The sequence below is a fragment of the Actinobacillus minor NM305 genome, from assembly GCF_000175195.1.
Lineage (GTDB): Bacteria > Pseudomonadota > Gammaproteobacteria > Enterobacterales > Pasteurellaceae > Haemophilus_A > Haemophilus_A minor.
In genome coordinates this window covers 18,645-38,619 of record NZ_ACQL01000099.1, presented here as the reverse complement: position 1 = coordinate 38,619, position 19,975 = coordinate 18,645, and the positions used below count along the sequence as shown (strand labels likewise).

At 38.4% G+C, this 19,975-nt stretch carries 17 protein-coding genes, 1 pseudogene and 1 riboswitch; of the genes and pseudogenes, 7 read left to right on the top strand and 11 right to left on the bottom strand.

Annotated elements, in window-relative coordinates; genetic code table 11:
• Positions 1–104 precede the first annotated feature (104 nt).
• Genes AM305_RS06900 through fdnG form a run of 3 tightly spaced genes read right to left on the bottom strand, consistent with a single transcriptional unit; the run spans position 105 to position 4,751 of the window.
• Positions 105–788 carry a formate dehydrogenase subunit gamma gene (locus AM305_RS06900; protein ID WP_005824397.1) on the bottom strand — a complete coding sequence of 228 codons (684 nt, stop codon included), beginning with the start codon at positions 786–788 and terminating at the stop codon, positions 105–107.
• Complete coding sequence (fdxH, locus tag AM305_RS06895; RefSeq protein ID WP_005824395.1) at positions 781–1,686, bottom strand: formate dehydrogenase subunit beta; 906 nt, start codon at positions 1,684–1,686, stop codon at positions 781–783. The genes AM305_RS06900 and fdxH overlap by 8 nt, the downstream gene beginning before the upstream one ends.
• The gene (gene fdnG / locus AM305_RS06890) at positions 1,686–4,751 is read right to left on the bottom strand and encodes a formate dehydrogenase-N subunit alpha (RefSeq protein WP_150084938.1); all 3,066 of its coding nucleotides are present in this window, start codon (positions 4,749–4,751) and stop codon (positions 1,686–1,688) included. Before fdnG ends, fdxH begins: the two co-directional genes overlap by 1 nt.
• 263 nt (positions 4,752–5,014) lie before the next feature.
• On the opposite strand from fdnG, the gene fdhD reads away from it, so the two are divergent.
• Together fdhD and AM305_RS06875 are read left to right on the top strand one after the other, a co-directional pair.
• Positions 5,015–5,830 carry a formate dehydrogenase accessory sulfurtransferase FdhD gene (gene fdhD, locus AM305_RS06880; protein WP_005824389.1) on the top strand — a complete coding sequence of 272 codons (816 nt, stop codon included), beginning with the start codon at positions 5,015–5,017 and terminating at the stop codon, positions 5,828–5,830.
• Between the two features lies 1 nt (position 5,831).
• A pseudogene (locus AM305_RS06875) lies at positions 5,832–6,764 on the top strand (AEC family transporter).
• Here AM305_RS06875 and thiE read toward each other — a convergent pair.
• From thiE to AM305_RS06835, 8 genes are all read right to left on the bottom strand, one after another.
• Positions 6,757–7,419: a thiamine phosphate synthase gene (gene thiE / locus AM305_RS06870; protein WP_005824387.1), complete on the bottom strand. Its 663-nt coding sequence runs from the start codon at positions 7,417–7,419 to the stop codon at positions 6,757–6,759. The pseudogene AM305_RS06875 and the gene thiE sit on opposite strands and share 8 nt — an antisense overlap.
• Positions 7,420–7,424: 5 nt before the next feature.
• Entirely contained in the window at positions 7,425–8,231 is an 807-nt protein-coding gene (thiD, locus tag AM305_RS06865) for a bifunctional hydroxymethylpyrimidine kinase/phosphomethylpyrimidine kinase (protein ID WP_005824385.1), read from the bottom strand.
• A complete protein-coding gene (thiM, locus tag AM305_RS06860; protein WP_005824383.1) occupies positions 8,221–9,021 on the bottom strand; it encodes a hydroxyethylthiazole kinase in 801 nt (266 codons plus the stop codon). Before thiM ends, thiD begins: the two co-directional genes overlap by 11 nt.
• A gap of 184 nt (positions 9,022–9,205) precedes the next feature.
• Positions 9,206–9,295, bottom strand: a riboswitch (TPP riboswitch).
• Between the two features lie 340 nt (positions 9,296–9,635).
• Positions 9,636–11,015, bottom strand: a complete 1,380-nt coding sequence (locus AM305_RS06855) for an L-serine ammonia-lyase (protein ID WP_005824381.1) — start codon at positions 11,013–11,015, stop codon at positions 9,636–9,638.
• A 161-nt stretch (positions 11,016–11,176) separates the two neighbouring features.
• Positions 11,177–12,589, bottom strand: coding sequence for a YdgA family protein (locus AM305_RS06850; protein WP_005824379.1), 1,413 nt, complete (start codon positions 12,587–12,589; stop codon positions 11,177–11,179).
• Between the two features lie 70 nt (positions 12,590–12,659).
• Complete coding sequence (locus AM305_RS06845) at positions 12,660–14,789, bottom strand: 3-hydroxyacyl-CoA dehydrogenase NAD-binding domain-containing protein (RefSeq protein ID WP_005824377.1); 2,130 nt, start codon at positions 14,787–14,789, stop codon at positions 12,660–12,662.
• A 15-nt stretch (positions 14,790–14,804) separates the two neighbouring features.
• On the bottom strand, positions 14,805–16,109 hold the full coding sequence (locus tag AM305_RS06840; protein ID WP_005824375.1) for an acetyl-CoA C-acyltransferase: 1,305 nt from the start codon (positions 16,107–16,109) through the stop codon (positions 14,805–14,807).
• A gap of 55 nt (positions 16,110–16,164) precedes the next feature.
• Positions 16,165–16,395 (bottom strand): YceK/YidQ family lipoprotein, encoded by a 231-nt coding sequence (locus AM305_RS06835; RefSeq protein ID WP_005824373.1) that lies wholly within the window; start codon positions 16,393–16,395, stop codon positions 16,165–16,167.
• Positions 16,396–16,493: 98 nt separating this feature from the next.
• Between AM305_RS06835 and leuB the strand changes: the two genes are divergently transcribed.
• The 5 genes from leuB to AM305_RS06810 all read left to right on the top strand — a co-directional run bounded on the left by leuB (position 16,494) and on the right by AM305_RS06810 (position 19,969).
• Positions 16,494–17,576 carry a 3-isopropylmalate dehydrogenase gene (gene leuB, locus AM305_RS06830; RefSeq protein WP_005824371.1) on the top strand — a complete coding sequence of 361 codons (1,083 nt, stop codon included), beginning with the start codon at positions 16,494–16,496 and terminating at the stop codon, positions 17,574–17,576.
• 212 nt (positions 17,577–17,788) lie between these two features.
• Positions 17,789–18,382, top strand: coding sequence for an RdgB/HAM1 family non-canonical purine NTP pyrophosphatase (gene rdgB / locus AM305_RS06825; RefSeq protein ID WP_005824369.1), 594 nt, complete (start codon positions 17,789–17,791; stop codon positions 18,380–18,382).
• A gap of 7 nt (positions 18,383–18,389) precedes the next feature.
• Positions 18,390–18,710 (top strand): YbjQ family protein, encoded by a 321-nt coding sequence (locus AM305_RS06820; RefSeq protein ID WP_005824367.1) that lies wholly within the window; start codon positions 18,390–18,392, stop codon positions 18,708–18,710.
• Positions 18,710–19,165 carry a YcgN family cysteine cluster protein gene (locus AM305_RS06815; RefSeq protein WP_005824365.1) on the top strand — a complete coding sequence of 152 codons (456 nt, stop codon included), beginning with the start codon at positions 18,710–18,712 and terminating at the stop codon, positions 19,163–19,165. Before AM305_RS06820 ends, AM305_RS06815 begins: the two co-directional genes overlap by 1 nt.
• Positions 19,166–19,438: 273 nt before the next feature.
• Positions 19,439–19,969 (top strand): TauD/TfdA family dioxygenase, encoded by a 531-nt coding sequence (locus AM305_RS06810; RefSeq protein WP_005824361.1) that lies wholly within the window; start codon positions 19,439–19,441, stop codon positions 19,967–19,969.
• Positions 19,970–19,975 lie beyond the last annotated feature (6 nt).

Genomic DNA, 19,975 nt, shown 5'->3' with positions numbered 1-19,975 from the left:
TTGTGCAAGTGCTACATAATACCGAAAAAGAGCTTAGGAAGAGATGTTCGATAAAAATAAAGTGCGGCAAGAATACCGCACTTATCTTAAAGCTAAACGGTTACTTATTTATTCTGTTCAGCCTGTTTTGCTAGTTCTTTTTCAAGTTCCGGTTTTACTTCTTCGTTATACCATTTAGGGTGGTGTTTTTTCGCCCAACGGACGGTTACCCAACCTTCAACCATACCACGAATAGAACCTTTTACCCAGAATGCCATGTACATGTGTACAAGAATGCCGGTAAAGAGTGCAAATGCACTTGCAGAGTGAAGCAAGATAGCAATGCGTAATGTCGTAATGGAGAAGTTATCTGAGAAGTACTTTCTCCACATGATGATACCGGTAATCAATAAGGTAAACATTGCCAAAATTAATGTCCAGAATAACATTTTTTGACCAAAGTTATATTTACCGTTATAGGCTACGGCATGTTCATTACCTTTTAGCACTTCGGTAACGTTCATTGCCCATTTGATGTCATTTTTTTCTGGAATGTTATGATGCCAGTAAATGAATGCCATGATAATAAAAGCAATAAACATCACAATCCCCGTAATAGGGTGGATTGCTCGTGCTAATTGTGGCGTACCTAAAATTTCATGTAACCATGCAAAATCAGGGAAGAAGAAGGCAACCCCTGTAAACATCGTCATAAAGAAAGCAATCACTAAGAACCAGTGACTTACACGAGCAAGCGGTTTATGACGAACGATTTTTGTATCGTTAGAAATTTCAATTTTCTTACTCATGTTTTCCTCCTTCAGCGTGTTCATGATGATCTTCAACATCTTCTTCGATGTTTGGTCCAACTGTTACATAGTGAGCAATTTCAGCTAAAGCTAAACCACCCATTGCAACGGCAGCAACTGGTTTCAACACGTCTTTCCAAAGCTCAACGGTAATGTCGATGCTTGGATCTTTCGGTAAACCTGAATAGAGTTCAGGTTTATCTGCATGATGCAATACATACATAACGTGTGTACCACCAACACCTTCAGGGTTATAAACACCAGCATTCGGGTAACCACGTGATTTAAGATCTTTAACACGTTGCTCACCATAATGTAGCATTTCTTCTTTTGAACCAAAACGGATTGCGCCTGTTGGGCAGGTTTTCACACAAGCCGGCTCTTGACCGACATTGACACGATCCACACAAAGCGTACATTTGTACACTCGGTTATCTTCATCATTCATACGAGGAATGTTGAATGGGCAACCAGCAATACAATAACCGCATCCAATACATTTATCGGATTGGAAGTCCACGATACCATTAGCATATTGGATAATGGCTCCCGGTGCCGGGCAAGCTTTTAAACAGCCCGGCTCTGCACAGTGCATACAACCATCTTTACGAATAAGCCATTCTAAACGGTCATTTTCTTCTACTTCATTGAATTTCATGACCGTCCATTGTTTGGCATTCAGATCACGAGGATTGTCATACGCTCCCACACAATCTTCTTGTGGCGCACGAATATCATTCCATTCTGAGCAGCCAACTTGACATGCTTTACAACCAATACAAGCTGAAACATCGATGAGTTTAGCCACTTCCACCACGTGATTACGTGCATGTGGTGGAGGGGTTACGCCTGAAGTTGCGGAGATTTTAATAATGTTTTGATCTTGAACTGCTGACATTATAGTGCCTCCGTACTTTTCTCAATGTTTACAAGGAACGTTTTGTATTCCGGTGTTTGGGTATTTGCATCACCCACTCGACCCGTTAAGGTATTTGCTAAGTAGGATTTTTTACCTACGGTTGCAAAACCACCATGGATTGGAATACCAACGGTATGAATTTTCTTACCATCTGCTTCTAACGTTCTCATACGTTTTGTAACCACTGCTTTCGCTTTAATAAAGCCACGTTTAGAGCTTACTTTAACGGTATCGCCGTTAGTAATGCCTTTTTCTTTGGCAAGATCTTCACTAATCTCAACAAATGGCTCTGGTTGAGCAATCATATTGAGTTCAGCTTGTTTCGTCCAGAAGTGGAAATGTTCTGTTAAGCGGTAAGTTGTACCAACATAAGGGAACTCACTTGCATCTTTGGCGAAACGCTCTTTATCATTCTCTAAAATACGAGCAACCGGGTTAGAGACCACATTCGGGTGAAGTGGGTTTGTACCAATTGGCGTTTCAATCGGCTCGTAATGTTCAGGGAACGGACCATCAACGAGTTTATCTAAAGCAAATAGACGGCTAACCCCTTCAGGTTGCATAATAAATGGCGTTACATTGCTATTTGGCGGTGCAGTACCGTAGTCTGCCACATCAATATAGTTCCAGTTTTTACCATTCCATTTCACAATCTGACGTTTAGGGTTCCAAGGTTTACCTGATAAATCTGCGGATGCACGGTTATAAATAATACGGCGGTTTGCTGGCCAAGCAAATGCCCAACCTAACGTATTACCTAAGCCTGATGGATCTGAGTTATCACGGTTTGCCATTTGGTTACCTTTTGGTGTCCATTGACCGGTATAAATCCAAATTGCTGATGACGTTGTACCATCATCACGAAGTTGAGCGAAGCTCGATAGCAATTCGCCTTTTTTCGCAATTAAATTACCGCTTGCATCATAGAGATCTTCTAACGCATAACCATTATTTTCTTTCGCAATTTCATCTGCTTTTGGTTCTAATGGGTTAGCGTAATTCCAAGTCATTGCTTCAATGGTATCAATCGAAGGACCGCCTTCTTTATGATACATTTCAAGCATTACTTCACGAATTTCTGAAAGAATATCGACATCCGGTTTTGCTTCTTTTGGTGGTTCTGCCGCTTTCCAGTGCCATTGTAACCAACGACCTGAGTTAGCAATTGAGCCATCTTCTTCCGCGAAACAGATGGTTGGTAAACGAATAACCTCAGTTTGGATTTCAGCAGGATTTACATCGTTAAATTCGCCGTGATTTTTCCAGAATTCAGATGTATCTGTTACAAGTGGATCGCAAATAACAAGGAATTTTAATTTACGTAATGCACTTGAGATTTTGTTTTTATCCGGATAAGACGCTAATGGGTTATAACCTTGGCAGATATAACCATTGATTTTGCCTTGATCCATTAAATCAATGAATTGCATATGATCCATTTTCTTCTTGTATTGTTTAGGAAGATTATGGAAACCGAATTCATTTTCTTTCGTTGCATTTTCACCATAGAAAGCTTTTAACATACTCACCATAAATTTAGGGGTGTTTTGCCAGTAGTTTACCTGACCTTCAACCATTGTTTTTGGTGTAATACGGTTTAAAAATGCTTCTAAAGAAGTATCTGTTTCAATTGGGAGTGGAATATATCCCGGTAACATAGATGGGAATAATCCCATATCTGTTGTACCTTGAACGTTAGAGTGTCCACGTAATGCGTTTACACCACCGCCCGGCATACCAATATTACCTAATAGTAACTGGATCATTGCCATTGTACGGATATTTTGTGCGCCGACAGTGTGTTGTGTCCAACCTAATGCATATAAGAACGTTGTTGTTCTTTCAGGTGTTGCTGTTGAAGCAATGGTCTCAGCAAATTCTAAGAATGCTTTTTGCTTCGTACCACAGATACGCTCAACCATTTCCGGTGTATAACGTTCAACGTGTTTTTTCAGTAAATTGATAACACAACGTGGATCTTGCAAGGTTAAATCACGTTTTGGCTGCCTGTTCTCATCTAATTGATAAGACCAAGTTGATTTATCATAGGTACGTTTAGTTGCATCGTAGCCTGTGAATAGACCATCTTCAAAGCCAAATTTTTCGTTAATTAAGAAACTTGCATTCGTATAGTGTTTCACGTATTCGTGTTGGATTTTATCGTTATCCAATAGGTATTTAATGACACCTAATAAAAGGGTAATGTCTGTACCCGAACGAATAGGCGAATAGAAATCAGCCACAGAAGCCGTACGGTTAAAACGTGGATCTACCACCATTAACTTCGCACCGTTTTGTTTTTTCGCTTCAATAGCCCAACGGAAGCCGACAGGGTGAGCTTCAGCGGCATTACCGCCCATCACTACAACCACATCTGCATTTTTGATATCAACCCAATGATTGGTCATCGCACCGCGACCGAAACTAGGAGCAAGACTTGCTACCGTAGGACCGTGTCAGGTACTCGCTTGGTTATCTAATACAAGCATCCCGAATGCACGACCAAATTTTTGGGTAATCAGTGCTGTTTCGTTGCTTGCTGCAGAAGCCGTTAAGAATCCAGTTGTTGTCCAACGGTTTACTGGGGTGCCTTCGGCATTGATTGATTCCCAGTTTGCATCACGGTCTTCTTTTAATAATTTAGCCACTTTATGAATAGCATCATGCCAACTAATGCGTTCCCATTTGTCAGAACCCGGTGCACGGTATTCAGGGTATTGTAAACGGTTTGGACTGTTTACATAATCTAAAACCCCTGCACCTTTAGGACATAATGCCCCACGGCTTACCGGATGGTCTGGGTCACCTTCAACGTGGAATAATTTACCACGTGAATTCATCGCACCATCTCCGAGGCTATACATCAACATACCGCAGCCTACTGCACAATATGTACAGGATTGGCGGGTTTCTTTTGCACGCAATAGCTTATACTCACGGGCAGCAGCGAGAGCCGTTGCCGGAGCAAAACCGAGCATTGCAGCGGAAGTCCCTGCCATACCACCTGCACAGATCTTAAAAAACTTACGTCTAGAGACCTGCATAAATCACTCCTATGAAAATATATCAGCAATGAATTTTGCCAATACGACCTTAAAAACTGTAAAATTAACCTTAGTATAAATATGACATTTTTGTCATAATTTTCAAAGTTAGGTTATTATTTACCTTTATATATAATAAGCCATACCTCAATATTAGTAAATTTAATAAATCTAATGCATTATTGATTTATATCTAAAATGATATTTTTAATAAATAACTTATTGAGAATAATTTTTATTTGTATAAATGTAAGAAGGAAAAAATGAATAGTTATACTGAAATAAATGCTACTCGTTTACGTATAAATAATCAACAATTAAACACGGTTGATTGCAAGGATAAATTGATTAGTGAAATAGCCGTTGCTTTAGTTTATAACGGTATTTCCCATACGGTAATGATGTGTACACCAAATGAACTTGAAGAGTTTGCCATCGGTTTTTCATTGGCGGAGGGCATTGTACAACATAAATCTGAAATTTACGGTATAGATATTCTAGAGCAATGTGATGGCATTGAAATTCAACTGGAAATTGCAACACGCCGTTTTGTGGAATTAAAAGAAAAACGCCGTTCAATGGCGGGTAGAACAGGGTGTGGCATTTGTGGTGTAGAGCAGTTAGAGCAAGTTAAACAAAGTAGTAAATTAAGCAAAAAATCAGACCGCTTACAAAAGGTTAATCCATTATTATTTGATCGCTGTTTAGAGCAATTAGAAGAAAAACAACAATTAGCACAAGAGACTGGCGCAAGCCATGCAGCCGCATTTTTCTCGCCGGAAGGACATTTGTTAGCGATTAGAGAAGATGTTGGGCGACATGTTGCATTAGATAAATTACTCGGGTGGTATGCAAAAAATAATGAACCGATAGGTTTTGTGTTTGTAACCAGTCGGGCAAGTTTTGAGATGGTGCAGAAATGTTTAGCACTAGGTGTTGAAATGCTTTGTGCGATTTCAGCTACCACTGAAATGGCGGCAAAAATGGCAATAGAAAATGACTTTACGCTCATTGGTTTTACCCGAAAAGGAAAAGGTACGATTTATTCTGGAAAAAGACGGTTAATGTTAGGAGATTGACATGGATATTGCATTACTACTCGCCAATAAAATAACACAACTAACATTGATTGTATTATTAGGTTATGCACTCGTTAAATTTAACTTGTTAAAATCGGAAGAAAGTTATCCGCTTTCTATTATTGGGCTTTATATCATTAGCCCAGCTACCTTAATTACAGCTTTTCAAATTGACTATTCGCCTGAAATCATCAAGGGACTTTCTCTTTCATTTGTAATGGCAATTTTATTAAGTGGTTTATTAATTTTAATTGGTAAAATAATTACACCTATTTTTAAATTGGATAATTTAGAACACGCTGCGTCTATTTACTCAAATTCAGGTAATTTAATTATTCCTATTGTTGCCTCATTATTTGGGGCTGAATGAGTAATTTATTCAACAGGATTTATTGTTATTCAGAATTTATTATTTTGGTCACATTTAAGAATACTTCTTTGTGGAAAAGCAAATGTTTCGCTCAAAAATATTATTTTTAATATTAATATTTTGGCAATTATTTTAGGGATATTTCTTTTTGCTTTTCAGATTAAACTCCCCTCAGTGATTTCTGGTACGCTTGCCTCCCTTGCAGTTATGATTGGACCAATGGCAATGTTTGTGGCAGGCATGTTGATTGCCTCAATGCCGATTAAGCAAATTATGACAAACAAGCGGATATATTTAGTCGCTTTTTTACGTTTAATCTTAATCCCATTGATTTTATTGTTAATTATCAAATGGCTGGATTTTCCTCACTGGATTGAGAAAAATGGGGAAATTATTGCGATGATTAGTTTTCTTGCGACAATAAGCCCTTCAGCGGCAACGGTTACGCAAATGGCGGTGGTTTATGGACAAAATGCCCAAAAGGCAAGTGCTATTTATGGTGTCACGACATTGCTTTGTGTCATCACAATGCCGTTAGTGATTGCGTTATATCAATTTATATAATGGTTAAAGATTTAATTGTTTGAAGCATATTTTTTGATTGAATAATCGCAGAAATCACAGCAATACCTGCTATTTTACATTGGGTTAATAACGATATATTTTGTTCGGTAATCCCCCCAATGGCGACAAGAGGTTTAGTGATATTATGCTTATTTAATTGATGAATTAAGCCTATCCCTACTGCTGGCGCTGCATCATCTTTAGAGGATGTCGGGAAAATAGGACCAACGCCTAAATAATCAACTTTTTCTAAAGATTGGCTTTTTAATGCTTGCTCAAGGTTGTTTATCGATAATCCTAATATAAACGGTTTTGAGATTTTTTCCTGAGCGAGCTTAATATCTAAATCTGTTTGTCCTAAATGTATGCCATCAGCGTTTATTGCTAAAGCTAATGCTAAATTGTCATTTATAATAAAAGGAACTTGGTAGTGGCGGCATAAATCTCGGCATTTTAACGCTAACTTTTTTTGTTCTTGAGGTGATTTTTCAAGTGAAAATACGCCTTTATCCCTAAATTGAAAACAGGTAATACCATTTGCTAATGCTTGTTCGAGAGAATTTAATAGTTGCTGAGCTGGATCCCCTGCTAAATGTCGATAATCTTGACTGCCGGCGATAAAATACAATCTAAGATATTTTTCTATGTCATTCATCTTATTTAATCCTTATATGCCCAGTGATTTGTGGGGCCGTACCCTTGACCTATATTCAGTGGATATTGAATTGCATCAGTAATAAAGACTTTTGCCGTTTTAATTGCATTAAGTATTGTTTGACCTTTTGCTAATTCAGCTACAATGCAAGCAGAAAAAGTACAGCCTGTTCCATGAGTTTGAGATGTATGAATACGGGGTGTTTCTAAAATGAAATGAGAGTTATCCATAAAGATCCAATCTCGACACAGATGGCTTTGAGAATGATCTTGATGTCCTCCTTTAATAATGACTGTCTTTACTCCTAATTTCTGTAAAGCAATAGCAGCTTGTTTTAAAGTCACATCATCAACAATTTTAACACCTGTAAGCGCCTCAGCTTCTGGTATATTGGGGGTAATAATATCTGCAAGAGGAATTAAATCTTGTTTTAAAGCATTAATTGCATTTTGTTGTAATAATGGCGAGCCTCCTTTTGCAATCATAACGGGATCTAAAACAAATGTCCCTAAATGGTATTTCTTCAAGCAAGAAGAGATAGATTTAATAATTTCTTCTGTGCCTAACATTCCAACTTTAAATGCTTGAATATTGAAATCTTCAGAGATTGCTTTCAATTGAGCTTCAATTGTGGGAATAGGTATATAGTGAATATCAAAAACACCTAAAGTATTTTGTGCAGTAACGGCTGTGATAACAGAGGTGCCAAAAACATGGCGCATCTGAAAAGTTTTTAAATCTGCTTGAATTCCAGCGCCACCACCTGAATCAGATCCTGCAATTGTTAGTGCTTGGGGGGTATTACATTTCATAAATTTTTCCTCTCTGTTTAACTTGTTCCGGGGTAATACTGGCTAATTCATTTAATAGATTGGTAAGAAAATTACCATATTGAGTTTCAGATAACTGTTGGGCAGCATTTTCTCCTGCGATAGCATAAGTTGAACAAGCTTCAATCGCAGCTTGAAAATAATCATCGGGAGAAGACACTGCGAGAAAGGCAGCACAAACTGAGCCTAATAAACAGCCTGAACCGGTAATATTAGGAAACATCTTTGTGCCGTTATGTAAGGTTACTACTTTAGTACCATTGCTAATGGTATCTATCTCTCCACTAATAATTGCAATGCAGTGATGATGTTGTGCAACATTTTGGGCTATGGTTATCGCATTACCTTCTCCTATACCTGCATCAACACCTTTACTTTGCCATTTCATTCCGGCAATGGTAGCTAGTTCTGCAATATTACCTTTTATAGCTGCAAATTTTATTTCAGAAAGTAATTGCTGAACGGCGTTTTTACGATAAGTTGTTGCACCGACTCCTACAGGATCTAATACCACAGGCATTCCCATTTTGTTTGCATGGATTCCCGCTATCCGCATTGCTTGTAGAGTTTGCTCCGTAATTGTTCCAATATTAATTACTAATGCTTGGCTTATGCACTGAATTTCGGCAACTTCCTCAATATTATTTGACATAAAGGGAGATGCTCCCAGAGCAAGCAAGCCATTTGCGCAATAATTTGCTACGACAAAATTTGTCATATTATGAATAAGAGGCTTTTGTTGGCGAATTTTATTTAGATAAATAGACATCATCGTTATTCTCTTTAATGGTTAGTGAAATCATCAAATTAGAAGAATAATGATAAACATAGAACACAAAAGGACTGTGTTTACGTGTGGAAATAAAGGTGTAATTTACCCCAAAGCTCAATATTCTTCTAAAAATAGAATTATTGATTTGAGATAAAATAGTGGAATGAGAATAGGGTATTGTGTAAATTTTGCATATTTAGTTTCCTACGGCAGTATTAACTGAATCAGGTTCAACGGGTATTATCTCAGCCAAATGGCACCCCGACTAATGAGACGAAGTCTATAAAATTTTTAAAGAAAAAGCAAATAATCTATTTAGCTAGAGCATAAATACTGTATTATGTAGCATTTGCACAAACATTTAATGTTTTTGTAGTAACTGTGTTCACACACAAAAAAGTTATTCAATTTTAACCCACAGCCTCTGTGGATAAGTAGCGTGTAGCATCCCATTTTTCATTGCGTTTAACCAGCGCATTCATAATGGTTAGCAGTTTACGCATACATGCCATAATAGCGAGCGGGGTTTATCCCCGCCCGAATATCAATTGTTTATGAGCGAGGATAAACCTCGCCCTTACGCAAATTTTATTCAACTTGCTACAAAAGCTAGGTTAATCACAAGGCAAAATCTTAATTGCTAATCCTCCGGTTGATGTTTCACGATATTTTGCATTCATATCTTTGCCTGTTTCATACATTGTTTCAATCACTTTATCGAGTGTTACTCGAGGTTGTGTTGTCAAACGTAATGCCATACGGCTTGCGTTAATGGCTTTAACAGATGCAATCGCATTACGCTCAATGCAAGGCACTTGAACTTGTCCACCAACAGGGTCGCAAGTTAATCCTAAATTGTGTTCCATAGCAATTTCCGCAGCAATACAAACTTGATCGGGCGTTCCCCCCATAATTTCTGTTAAGCCAGCCGCCGCCATTGAACAAGCGACACCAACTTCCCCTTGGCAACCTACTTCTGCCCCCGAAATTGAAGCATTCATTTTATAGAGCGAGCCAATAGCGCTTGTCGTTAATAAATAACGCTCAATGGTTTCTTGATTTAATGGCGCAATGAATTGTTGATAATAAGCCAATACCGCCGGCACAATACCACAAGCCCCATTAGTTGGTGCGGTAACAACACGTCCGCCAGCCGCATTTTCTTCATTTACCGCTAAGGCGAACATATTAACCCAATCAATAATTTGCATCGGATCGTTGTTAAATTTACTGTTTGCTTCTAATGTACGGCGTAATGAAGCCGCGCGGCGGACAACTTTTAATGAGCCGGGGAGTAGACCTTCGGTATGTAAACCTCGTTGAATACAGGCTTCCATTGTTTGCCAAATTAACGCTAAATAAGTGGAAATTTCTTCTTTTGAACGCAAAGCTAACTCATTTCTCCACATTAAACTCGAAAGAGGTAACCCTTGTTCTTTACAATGTTTGAGCAAATCTTCGGCATACTTATAAGGGAAAGGCACTTGGATAGCATTGTTTTCGGTATGCCCAAAGTGCTCATCATCAACGATAAATCCGCCTCCGATAGAATAATAGGTTTTTTCTAAGAGCAGAGTTTCGCCGGCAAAGGCTTTTAATGTCATTCCATTTTCGTGCTTAGGTAAGAAATCGTAATGGAATGGCATATCTTGATAAAAATCGAAATGGATTTCTTTTGAATGTTCAGATGTTGCCGCAGCCAGTCGCAATTTGTGATCTTGTTTTAATTGGGCAATAGTACCGTCAATTTTTTCAATATCGACATTATCAGGTAAATAGCCCATCAATCCCATTATCACAGCAATATCAGTGCTATGCCCACGCCCAGTAAGAGAAAGAGAACCATAAATATGGGCTTGCAAGCGGTCTGTTTTAGCTAATAATTTGCTAGAAATCAGCTCGTCAATAAATAATTTTGCCGCTTTCATAGGCCCTACAGTATGGGAACTTGATGGCCCAATTCCCACCTTAAACATATCAAATACACTAATCATAAAAACACACACTTATTAAATAAAATAAAACGGCGTATTTTACTTTAAATTGTTAGGTATGGTTAGTGTTTTGTATAAATTGAAAAATAGAAAAGAGTTGGATAGGTTTTTATGGGGGAAATGGGCGTATGACTACGCCCAATATAATAAAGTAAGATATTTTAATTACCTAACAAACCACCTAGCCCCATAGCAATGACAAAAAATGCCATTTGAAGCTCTTCTTCAGAAACAGGGCGACCATTTAATTTAACTTCGCCGTTATCAATAGTAATGTTCGATTTTATTTCTTGGTCTGAAACACTAAATAAACCACTTTGTACTGCTTGTCCTTTAATTTCTTCCATTGCTGCTTTTATTGCAGATGATGAATCTTGCTCATTTGTTGCTGGCTCAAGCGTTGCAAATTGTTTCATCATTTCTTCTGCAGCAGGAATGTTGATCACAAGATTTAATGCAGATTGTTTAAAGACACTTAACATATCTTTAAGTGATTTATTTTCATCTTCAGAAGGTAATTTTGTTAAATTAACTGCTAAAGATAAGTGATTTTTCCCTTTATTGTTTTCTAAATTAAGTGCTTTGATATTTAATTTTGGCTGTTTTGCCAATAATTGTTCAACAACTTGTTCAAGCTGTGCGCTTGCCTCAGGTTTATAAATAGCAGCATTCATAACTTCATCATAAGATTTCGCATCAATATCCATATCGGAGTCGAAGGTAAATTTACCGAGTGAAGCAGATTTTTCTAAATGCGCGAATTTGATATCCGTATTAGTGATACTTTGAGAAATATAGCGACCATCTTTAATATTTTGTGTCCCTTTAGATTGGAAATTCTCAAGAATTACATCATTATTTTCCGGCTCAGAAATTTTGATAGACTTAATTTTTGCATCAAATTTGCCGTTACTTAAAAAACGATAAGCTTCATCTCGTTTAAATTCCGCTTGGAAATCAGCGCCGTCAATAATGCCATTTGTCTCATTAATAGTATATTTAATTACAGGTATTTGATAAGACATTGAGCCGTTAAAGTTCTTATCGGTATCAAACTTAATTACCGTTTTATCAAGTTCAAGTTTAAAAGAGCCCTCTGGATATTGACCTTTGATTGGATTGAGTGTTGCCACACCGCTATAACTTTCATCATAGCCAATATCTGTGCGAGCGGTACCTAACAGAGGGGTAGCAACCCACTCTTTTAATTCTGTTGGCGTGTTAATATTACTTTCTAAGCTGGCTGCCAAAGGTGAGAATTTACCCTGCATGACACGATTCATCGGGAATGGACCATGATAAAGTTTGTCATTAGATTTAAGTGGAATTTTAGATTCGCCAATTTTAAGATCTAACGTATAAGATACATCAGAACTAAACCAATGGCGTTCAAATTTCACATCTTTAATTTCAGCACTAAAATCACCAAAACTATGTTTTTGATAATATTGATTACTTTTGGCAATATATTCATTAAATTTTTCTTCTGCGATTTTCCCCGAAAAATAACTACCACCAACGGTAACAACGCCTAATAGCCCAATAACAGAAAGAGCAATGCTAGATTTTTTCATTTTATTTAAAAGTCCTTTAAGTTAAAAATTTGCATATTCTAATAAAAATTAAACCGCTTGTAAAAGCGAACTATTCCGCCTTCTGAACTAGCCAATCACAAGGTTTGAAGCGTTTTCCATAGCGTGTTTCGTGTAATTGAAGTTGGCGAACAATCTCTTTGGCACCGATTTTTTCTATATAAGCGTAAATCCCCCCTCTAAATTGTGGGAAGTGAGCGCCTAATACCGAGGCAACATTCCCTTCTTCGGCGGATTGAATCACGTTTTCTTGTAAGCACCAAGCGGCTTCGTTAATCATTCGCAAGATACAACGGCGAGCAATTTCTTCCGCTTCCAAATCGTTTTGGGCAATCGTTTCCATAACGTGATAAATACTTTTATCTTCTTGTACACGTTCGCCTTGCGTATTATAGAGATAAAAGCCTCGCTTATTTTTACAGCCTTTGCGCTCATTGCGGATCAATAAATTGACCGCCTGAGGCATCACGAAGCGCTCACCAAAAGCCTCAACTAAAGTTGGGTTAGATTTAACTAATACGTCTAGCCCCATTTCATCAATGATGGCAAGAGGTCCCAATTTAAAGCCAAATTCTTGTAACGAGCGGTCGATAAATTCAATGGATTCCCCATCAATTAAACATTCAATCGCTTCAAGCAGTAATGGCGTTAAAATGCGGTTAATGAAAAAGCCCCGAGTATCTGAAACTAAAAGAGGTACTTTGCCTTGTTGAATGGCAAAGTGAATCGCCGTGGCAATCGTATGCTCACATGTTCCCTCGTGAGGGATAATTTCGACCATGGGTTGAGTTGTCACCGGACTAAAATAGTGAAAGCCGATAACATTTTGTGGACGTTGCGCAACACTTGCAATTTCTTTAATCGATAACGTAGAGGTATTTGTCGCGAAAATAGCATGATCGTTATAGTAATTTTCACTTTCTTGCAACATTCTTTGCTTGAGTTTGAGATCTTCATAAACTGCTTCAATGACAAAATCTGTCGATTTTGCTGCCACTAATCGCTCGCCACCTGTAATCAAATTCATTCTTTGAATCATCACACCGGAGGAAATTTTCTTATGTTCAGCTTCTTTTTGCATCAATTCAAAACAGGTGCGTAGCGCCTTCTGAATTTCAGAAGGGTGAATATCTTTTATACGCACCGGCACCTGAGCATAATTTGCGGTTAGATAAGCGATGCCTGCTCCCATGTAGCCTGAACCAAGAATACTCACTTGCGAAATATCTTGCACATTGCCTCGAATGGCATATTTATCTTTCATGGCACGTTCGGTGCGTTTTAAATCAATCAGCACTCTAGAGGTTTCTGTTTGAAAAAGTTTAGCCAGTAATTGCTGTTCTAAATGTAAACCGGCTCTAAAGTGAGGCTCTTTAAGCAATTCAATCAGTTCTTGAACGGCTGGATAATTACCGAAAGTACGTTGCCAAGCACGATTTTCGAGACGATCTAACACTTTATTACGATAGTATTGATTTCCTTCAAGCTGTTTACGCCATTTTTTTAATGGCGTAAGCGGTCGTTTTGGATCGATTTTTTGCACTTGGTTATCAAGTAATAGTTGGTAAGCCACTTGGAAGAGTCTGTTGGCAGGTACAGCCATATCAATAAGCCCTAATTTTAAGGCTTGTTCGACATTGACTTTATCGCCTGAGAGTAAGAGTTCCGTGGCCGGGACTAATCCAATTAAGCGAGGTAAACGTTGTGTTCCACCGGCAAAAGGCAAAATGCCCGAACGAATTTGTGGCAGTGCAAATTGTGTATAGATTTCATCTGAAGCAATACGGTAATCACAAGCTAAAGCCAGTTCTAATCCTACGCTAAAACAGTTGCCATCAATGGCAGCCACAACCGGCACTTTTAGGGTATTTAGCTCTCGCATAATGGCTTGCGCTTCTTGCGAAAATTGTTTGAGTAACGCTTCATTTTTTTCTGCCAAAATACTCGGTTTAAAACCTTGAATAAAGTTTTGCTTACGGGCAGAAATAAATAATACCGCACGAGCTTGCTGATAAATGACTTTACCGATAACGCTTCTTAGCTCTTCGACAAAAGTTTCAGGCAGCCAGTTTGCATCGCTATCTTGGGTAAGAATATGAACAACGGCGATACGGTTCTGATCAATTTCCACGTGAAAAGCCGTATTTTCCGGATTTAAGGTTAATTCAATTTGTTCTGTCATAGATTTATCCTGCCATTATTCACTTTCTAAAACCATTGCCGCTCCTAAGCCGCCTAAACCGCTTGAAGCCACTAATGAAATTCCTCCCCCCTTACGCTTGAGAGCATGGAGAGATTGAATTACCGTTCTTAAACTGGTTACCGCTCGAGGGTTGCCAAAGGCAATAGAACCGCCTAAATGGTTGAGTTTTTCCATATCAATTTTGCCCAAACAAGCGGTACGATTGAGTTGATTTTTTGCAAATTCATCTGATTCAAATAAACGAATATTCATAATCATTTGGCTTGCGGAGGTTTCATGAATATCAATGTAATCCATATCTTGAAGCGTTAAGCCGGCTCGTGTTAATGCAGAAGCACTGGCAACCGTCGCACCTGAAAACATATTTTGCCAAATATCATTACCGGTAATCGCATAGCTACGGATATAACCTAATACCTCTAGTCCTAAATTTTTAGCTTTACTTTCATTCATTAACAGAACAGCGGCGGCTCCGTCCATCGGTTGCGGAATATTGGCTTCTGTTACGGTGGCGTAAGGCTTATTCACAATCGGGTTAAAGCGTTGGTAGTATTGTGGTTTAGTTGCCGCATTGATGAGTGTATCGGCAACCACAAAATCCGTGTATGGACGAGGAACAGATTGCATAACTTCATCTTTAAATACCCCTAATTTCCATGCATTAGCGGCTTTTTCGTTGGAGTAACGGGCAAATTCATCTTGTTCCGCACGGCTGATTTGATGATCTTGAGCCATTTGTTCCGAGATTTCAGCCACAGAGAGTTGCGTTGTAAAATCCTTTAAATTGACACCGTGAGGTTTGAAATCGCTCCACGAAAAATTGCGAAAACGGCGGAATTTTTCATCTAAAGTTTCCGCTTTAAAGATCGATTTAAATTTATAGATAACACGAGGGCTAATGCTAATCGGTGCATTTGAAATAGAGTCTGCTCCACCGGCAATACCGCTGGAAATCGAGCCGCTAATAATGCTACCGGCAACATTGGCAATGGCTTGTAAGCCTGATAAGCAAGAGCTACTGATACTATATGATTGTAAATAGGGCATATTCAGTGCTAATGCAATTTCGCGTGCAGGGTTTGGAATATCGGGTTGTTGGATAACTTGCCCAAAAACAAGTTGCTCAATTTCTTTGCGATCAATGGCTAAACGGCTTAATAATTCATTCGTAACCATTGTTCCTAAACTGGTTGCATAAGCATCTTTAAAGCCTGTATCGCGGCGAGCAAAGGGCGTACGTAAGCCGGATACAATAGCAATACGCTCCCCTTGGGCAGTAAGAAGATGTTGGTTTGGCATAAGTTATCCTTTAAATATGAGATTACCGTAAAAAATATATTTTAGCATAGTTAATCTATTGACTGAGCGTAACAGGAAGCATCAATGTATCAAGTATAAAACTTAATGGAAGATCAATAACCGCCAGCACGCTCAATATGCCACCTTGTTGGATGACCGAAAAATCATTTGACACACCACCATAAACGGCATAATCGCCACTTGATAAGCTGACAATAGTGCCACAAGCGGTTAAATTTAGACTGAAAAATACCAAAAGAAGTATTTTGATTAAAACGGGTTTCATTTTATTTCCTTGGCGCAAAAGTTAATTCTAGCTCATAATTCGCTTTTTAGTTAGAATAAGGCAGATTTATTTTATATTTCACATAAATTGAGGATAGTATGCAAACTTACAACATTGCGGTTTTGGCAGGGGACGGTATCGGTCCTGAAGTAATGGCACAAGCCATTAAAGTGCTTGAAGCAACACAACAAAAATTTGGTTTTAAGCTCAATTTTAATCATTTTAATATCGGTGGTGCTGCCATTGATGCGCAAGGTAAAGCCTTACCGGAGAATACATTAAAAGGTTGTGAAGAAGCCGATGCAATTTTATTCGGCTCTGTGGGTGGACCAAAATGGACAAATTTACCACCGGATGAACAGCCTGAACGTGGTTCATTATTACCACTACGCAAACATTTCTCGCTATTCTGTAATTTACGTCCGGCGGCACTTTATAAAGGCTTAGAAAAATTTTGCCCATTACGTGCAGACATTGCCGCAAAAGGTTTTGATATGGTGGTGGTTCGTGAGCTAACCGGCGGTATCTATTTTGGACAACCAAAAGGTCGTGAAGGCGAAGGCGCACAAACCAAAGCATTTGATACCGAAGTGTATTACAAATATGAAATTGAACGTATTGCACGTGTAGCTTTTGAGTCAGCAATGAAGCGTAAAAAACGTGTTACTTCTGTGGACAAAGCCAACGTATTAGCAAGCTCGATTTTATGGCGTGAAACAGTAACCGAAATTGCTAAAGAGTACCCTGAAGTGACGTTAGAGCATATGTATATTGATAATGCGACAATGCAGCTTATCAAGGCACCAGAGTCTTTCGATATCTTACTTTGCTCAAATATCTTTGGTGATATTATTTCTGATGAAGCCGCGATGATTACTGGCTCAATGGGAATGCTACCGTCAGCGAGTTTAAATGAAAAAGGCTTCGGTTTATATGAACCTGCAGGCGGTTCAGCACCGGATATCGCCGGTAAAAACATTGCGAACCCAATTGCGCAAATTCTTTCAGCCTCAATGATGTTGCGTTATAGCTTTAATTTAAATGAAGCAGCCGATGCGATTGAAGCAGCCATTCAAAAAGCATTAGCAGATGGCTATCGTACTGGCGATTTAGCCGATGAAGCAGCACCGATTTCAACGTCAGAAATGGGCGATGTGATTGCTAAAAACATTTTAGCTTAAATCAGTGAAATCAATGGGCGGAGAAATACTTCGCCCTTTTTCTCATTTTTGAATGATGTAGCTTTGTAAGATCAATTTAATTTCTTTATGTAGGGGCGAATGACATTCGCCCTGATGCTCCTTTGATGGAGTAAAGGAAAATGTAATTTGCTCCTACGAAGTGATATGAAAAAGTTACATAATGTCGTATTTTTCTAACCAGAGAATAACCTATGCAAAAAACAAAAATTGTGCTTGCCACAGGCAACCAAGGCAAAGTAAAAGAAATGGCAGATGTTCTAGCTGAATTTGGTTTTGAGGTAATTGCGCAAAGCGAATTTGGCATTGAAAGCCCCGAAGAAACGGGCTTAACTTTTGTCGAAAATGCGCTTATTAAAGCACGCTATGCTTCTCAAATGACGGGGTTACCGGCTATCGCAGATGACTCTGGTTTAGCCGTTGATGCATTAGGCGGTGCGCCGGGCTTATATTCCGCTCGCTATGCAGGCGAAGATGGTAATGATCAAGCTAACCGTAAAAAACTTTTAGAAGAAATGGCTAACGTGGCAGATCAGGCGCGTGCGGCGAAATTTGTCAGCAGCATCGTGATGTTACAACACCCAACCGATCCAACCCCTAAAATTGCCATTGGCGAATGTTTTGGGGAAATTTTAAAAGAAGAACGTGGGCAAAATGGCTTTGGCTATGATGCGTTATTTTTCTATCCGCCAAAACAATGCGCATTTGCGGAATTAGAAACGGCGGAAAAGAAAAAAATTTCGCACCGCGCGATCGCATTACAATCTCTTAAACAACAATTAAAATAGGAAAATTATGATTATTACAACAACCCCAACGATTGATGGTAAACAAATTACCGAATACAAAGGTCTTGTTTTTGGCGAGGTGGTTTCAGGCGCAAACTTTATCCGTGATTTTTTAGCCAGCATTACCGATGTTATTGGCGGACGTTCCGGTGCTTATGAAAGTAAATTAAATAGCGCAAGAAAAGAAGCTTTAGCAGAGCTTGAGCAAGAAGCCAAAAAGATTGGCGCAAATGCGGTTGTCGGCGTTTCTATAGAATATCAATCTATGGGCGGCGATAACGGTATGTTTATTGTCGTAGCAACCGGCACAGCAGTAGTGGTGAGATAATGTTGCAAAAAAATTTGCAAATTGAACCGCTTTTTTGGCAAAAAAAGTCATTACTTGAAATGAATGAGGCTGAATGGGAAGCCCTTTGTGATGGGTGCGGAAAATGTTGTTATCGCAAATATATTCAAGGGCGAGGCAAACGAGAAAAATTGTATTACACCCGAGTTGCTTGTAATTTATTAGATGTCGATACAGGGCGTTGTGGCAATTATGCTAACCGCTTTAAGCTGGAAAGCGACTGCACCAAACTCACGAAAAAAAATTTACCCGATTTTGGTTGGTTGCCAAAAACTTGCGCTTATCGCCTGGTTTATGAAGGGAAACCTTTGTTTGATTGGCACCCCTTGATTTCGCAAGATCCTCATTCAGTGAAAAATGCCGGCGTGTTAATTCCGTATGGTATCCACGAAAAAGATGTGATTGATTGGTTTGAATTTGTGATTGATGAAGTGTAATGACGATTAATGTTGCTAAAATGGAAATTTAATTTCCCTACACAAAGAGGTATGACCTTTATCTTTGTTATTTGCGAAAGCAATCGTTTGCTATATATTTTAACTTGTAAATTAATAAATAATTTACATTTTATTAAAATTTTTAAAGGATTAATTTATGCAAATAACAGCTCATAATCAACAAACCAATAATGGTTTATATCAAATGGCTCTAGAAAACGTAGAAGCTAATCAGAAACATTTTTTCCTCATGTAGATAACCCTGACTTACGTTTGCGTGAAGAACAACAATTTAGTAATGTTCCAACCTATATTCCTGATTCTTTAACACTGCTTTGTTTAAGACAACAAAAAGGTGTGGCAACCAGTATCGTTTTATTAGCTGATCTTACTGAGGAAGATAAAGCTTTATTAGAAGAGCCTGCATTTAGTATCAAGCGACCGGCTTCATTTTCAGGAGCATCTATTAGCGTTAATGTTCCACTAATAATGAAATGTTCAGATGGCTCGTATATTTCTAGGTTTGATTATCATAATGTAGAAACCTCGAGTCCAAAACATCAGCCTGTTTTAGAGAAATTTAGACAAAGTGCAATCGATCAAAATAAATGGATTTCACTTTATTTAGAACCAGGACAAGTTGTAACATTTGATAATCAAAAAACATTACATACCAGAAATGGGTTTAAAGCAAACTTTGATGGTAATGATAGATGGCTAATTAGATTGTTTGGTACATATGAAAAAACGACATCTGAATATTTTGTTTCAACTGAATGTAATCATCATTTAAAAATACAGTAAGGAGGA

Coding starts and splice junctions, on each gene's coding strand:
- AM305_RS06900 (WP_005824397.1), bottom strand. CDS start 788: ATGAGTAAGAAAATTGAAATTTCTAACGATACAAAAATCGTTCGTCAT.
- fdxH (WP_005824395.1), bottom strand. CDS start 1,686: ATGTCAGCAGTTCAAGATCAAAACATTATTAAAATCTCCGCAACTTCA.
- fdhD (WP_005824389.1), top strand. CDS start 5,015: ATGAATAGTTATACTGAAATAAATGCTACTCGTTTACGTATAAATAAT.
- thiE (WP_005824387.1), bottom strand. CDS start 7,419: ATGAATGACATAGAAAAATATCTTAGATTGTATTTTATCGCCGGCAGT.
- thiD (WP_005824385.1), bottom strand. CDS start 8,231: ATGAAATGTAATACCCCCCAAGCACTAACAATTGCAGGATCTGATTCA.
- thiM (WP_005824383.1), bottom strand. CDS start 9,021: ATGATGTCTATTTATCTAAATAAAATTCGCCAACAAAAGCCTCTTATT.
- AM305_RS06855 (WP_005824381.1), bottom strand. CDS start 11,015: ATGATTAGTGTATTTGATATGTTTAAGGTGGGAATTGGGCCATCAAGT.
- AM305_RS06850 (WP_005824379.1), bottom strand. CDS start 12,589: ATGAAAAAATCTAGCATTGCTCTTTCTGTTATTGGGCTATTAGGCGTT.
- AM305_RS06845 (WP_005824377.1), bottom strand. CDS start 14,789: ATGACAGAACAAATTGAATTAACCTTAAATCCGGAAAATACGGCTTTT.
- AM305_RS06840 (WP_005824375.1), bottom strand. CDS start 16,109: ATGCCAAACCAACATCTTCTTACTGCCCAAGGGGAGCGTATTGCTATT.
- AM305_RS06835 (WP_005824373.1), bottom strand. CDS start 16,395: ATGAAACCCGTTTTAATCAAAATACTTCTTTTGGTATTTTTCAGTCTA.
- leuB (WP_005824371.1), top strand. CDS start 16,494: ATGCAAACTTACAACATTGCGGTTTTGGCAGGGGACGGTATCGGTCCT.
- rdgB (WP_005824369.1), top strand. CDS start 17,789: ATGCAAAAAACAAAAATTGTGCTTGCCACAGGCAACCAAGGCAAAGTA.
- AM305_RS06820 (WP_005824367.1), top strand. CDS start 18,390: ATGATTATTACAACAACCCCAACGATTGATGGTAAACAAATTACCGAA.
- AM305_RS06815 (WP_005824365.1), top strand. CDS start 18,710: ATGTTGCAAAAAAATTTGCAAATTGAACCGCTTTTTTGGCAAAAAAAG.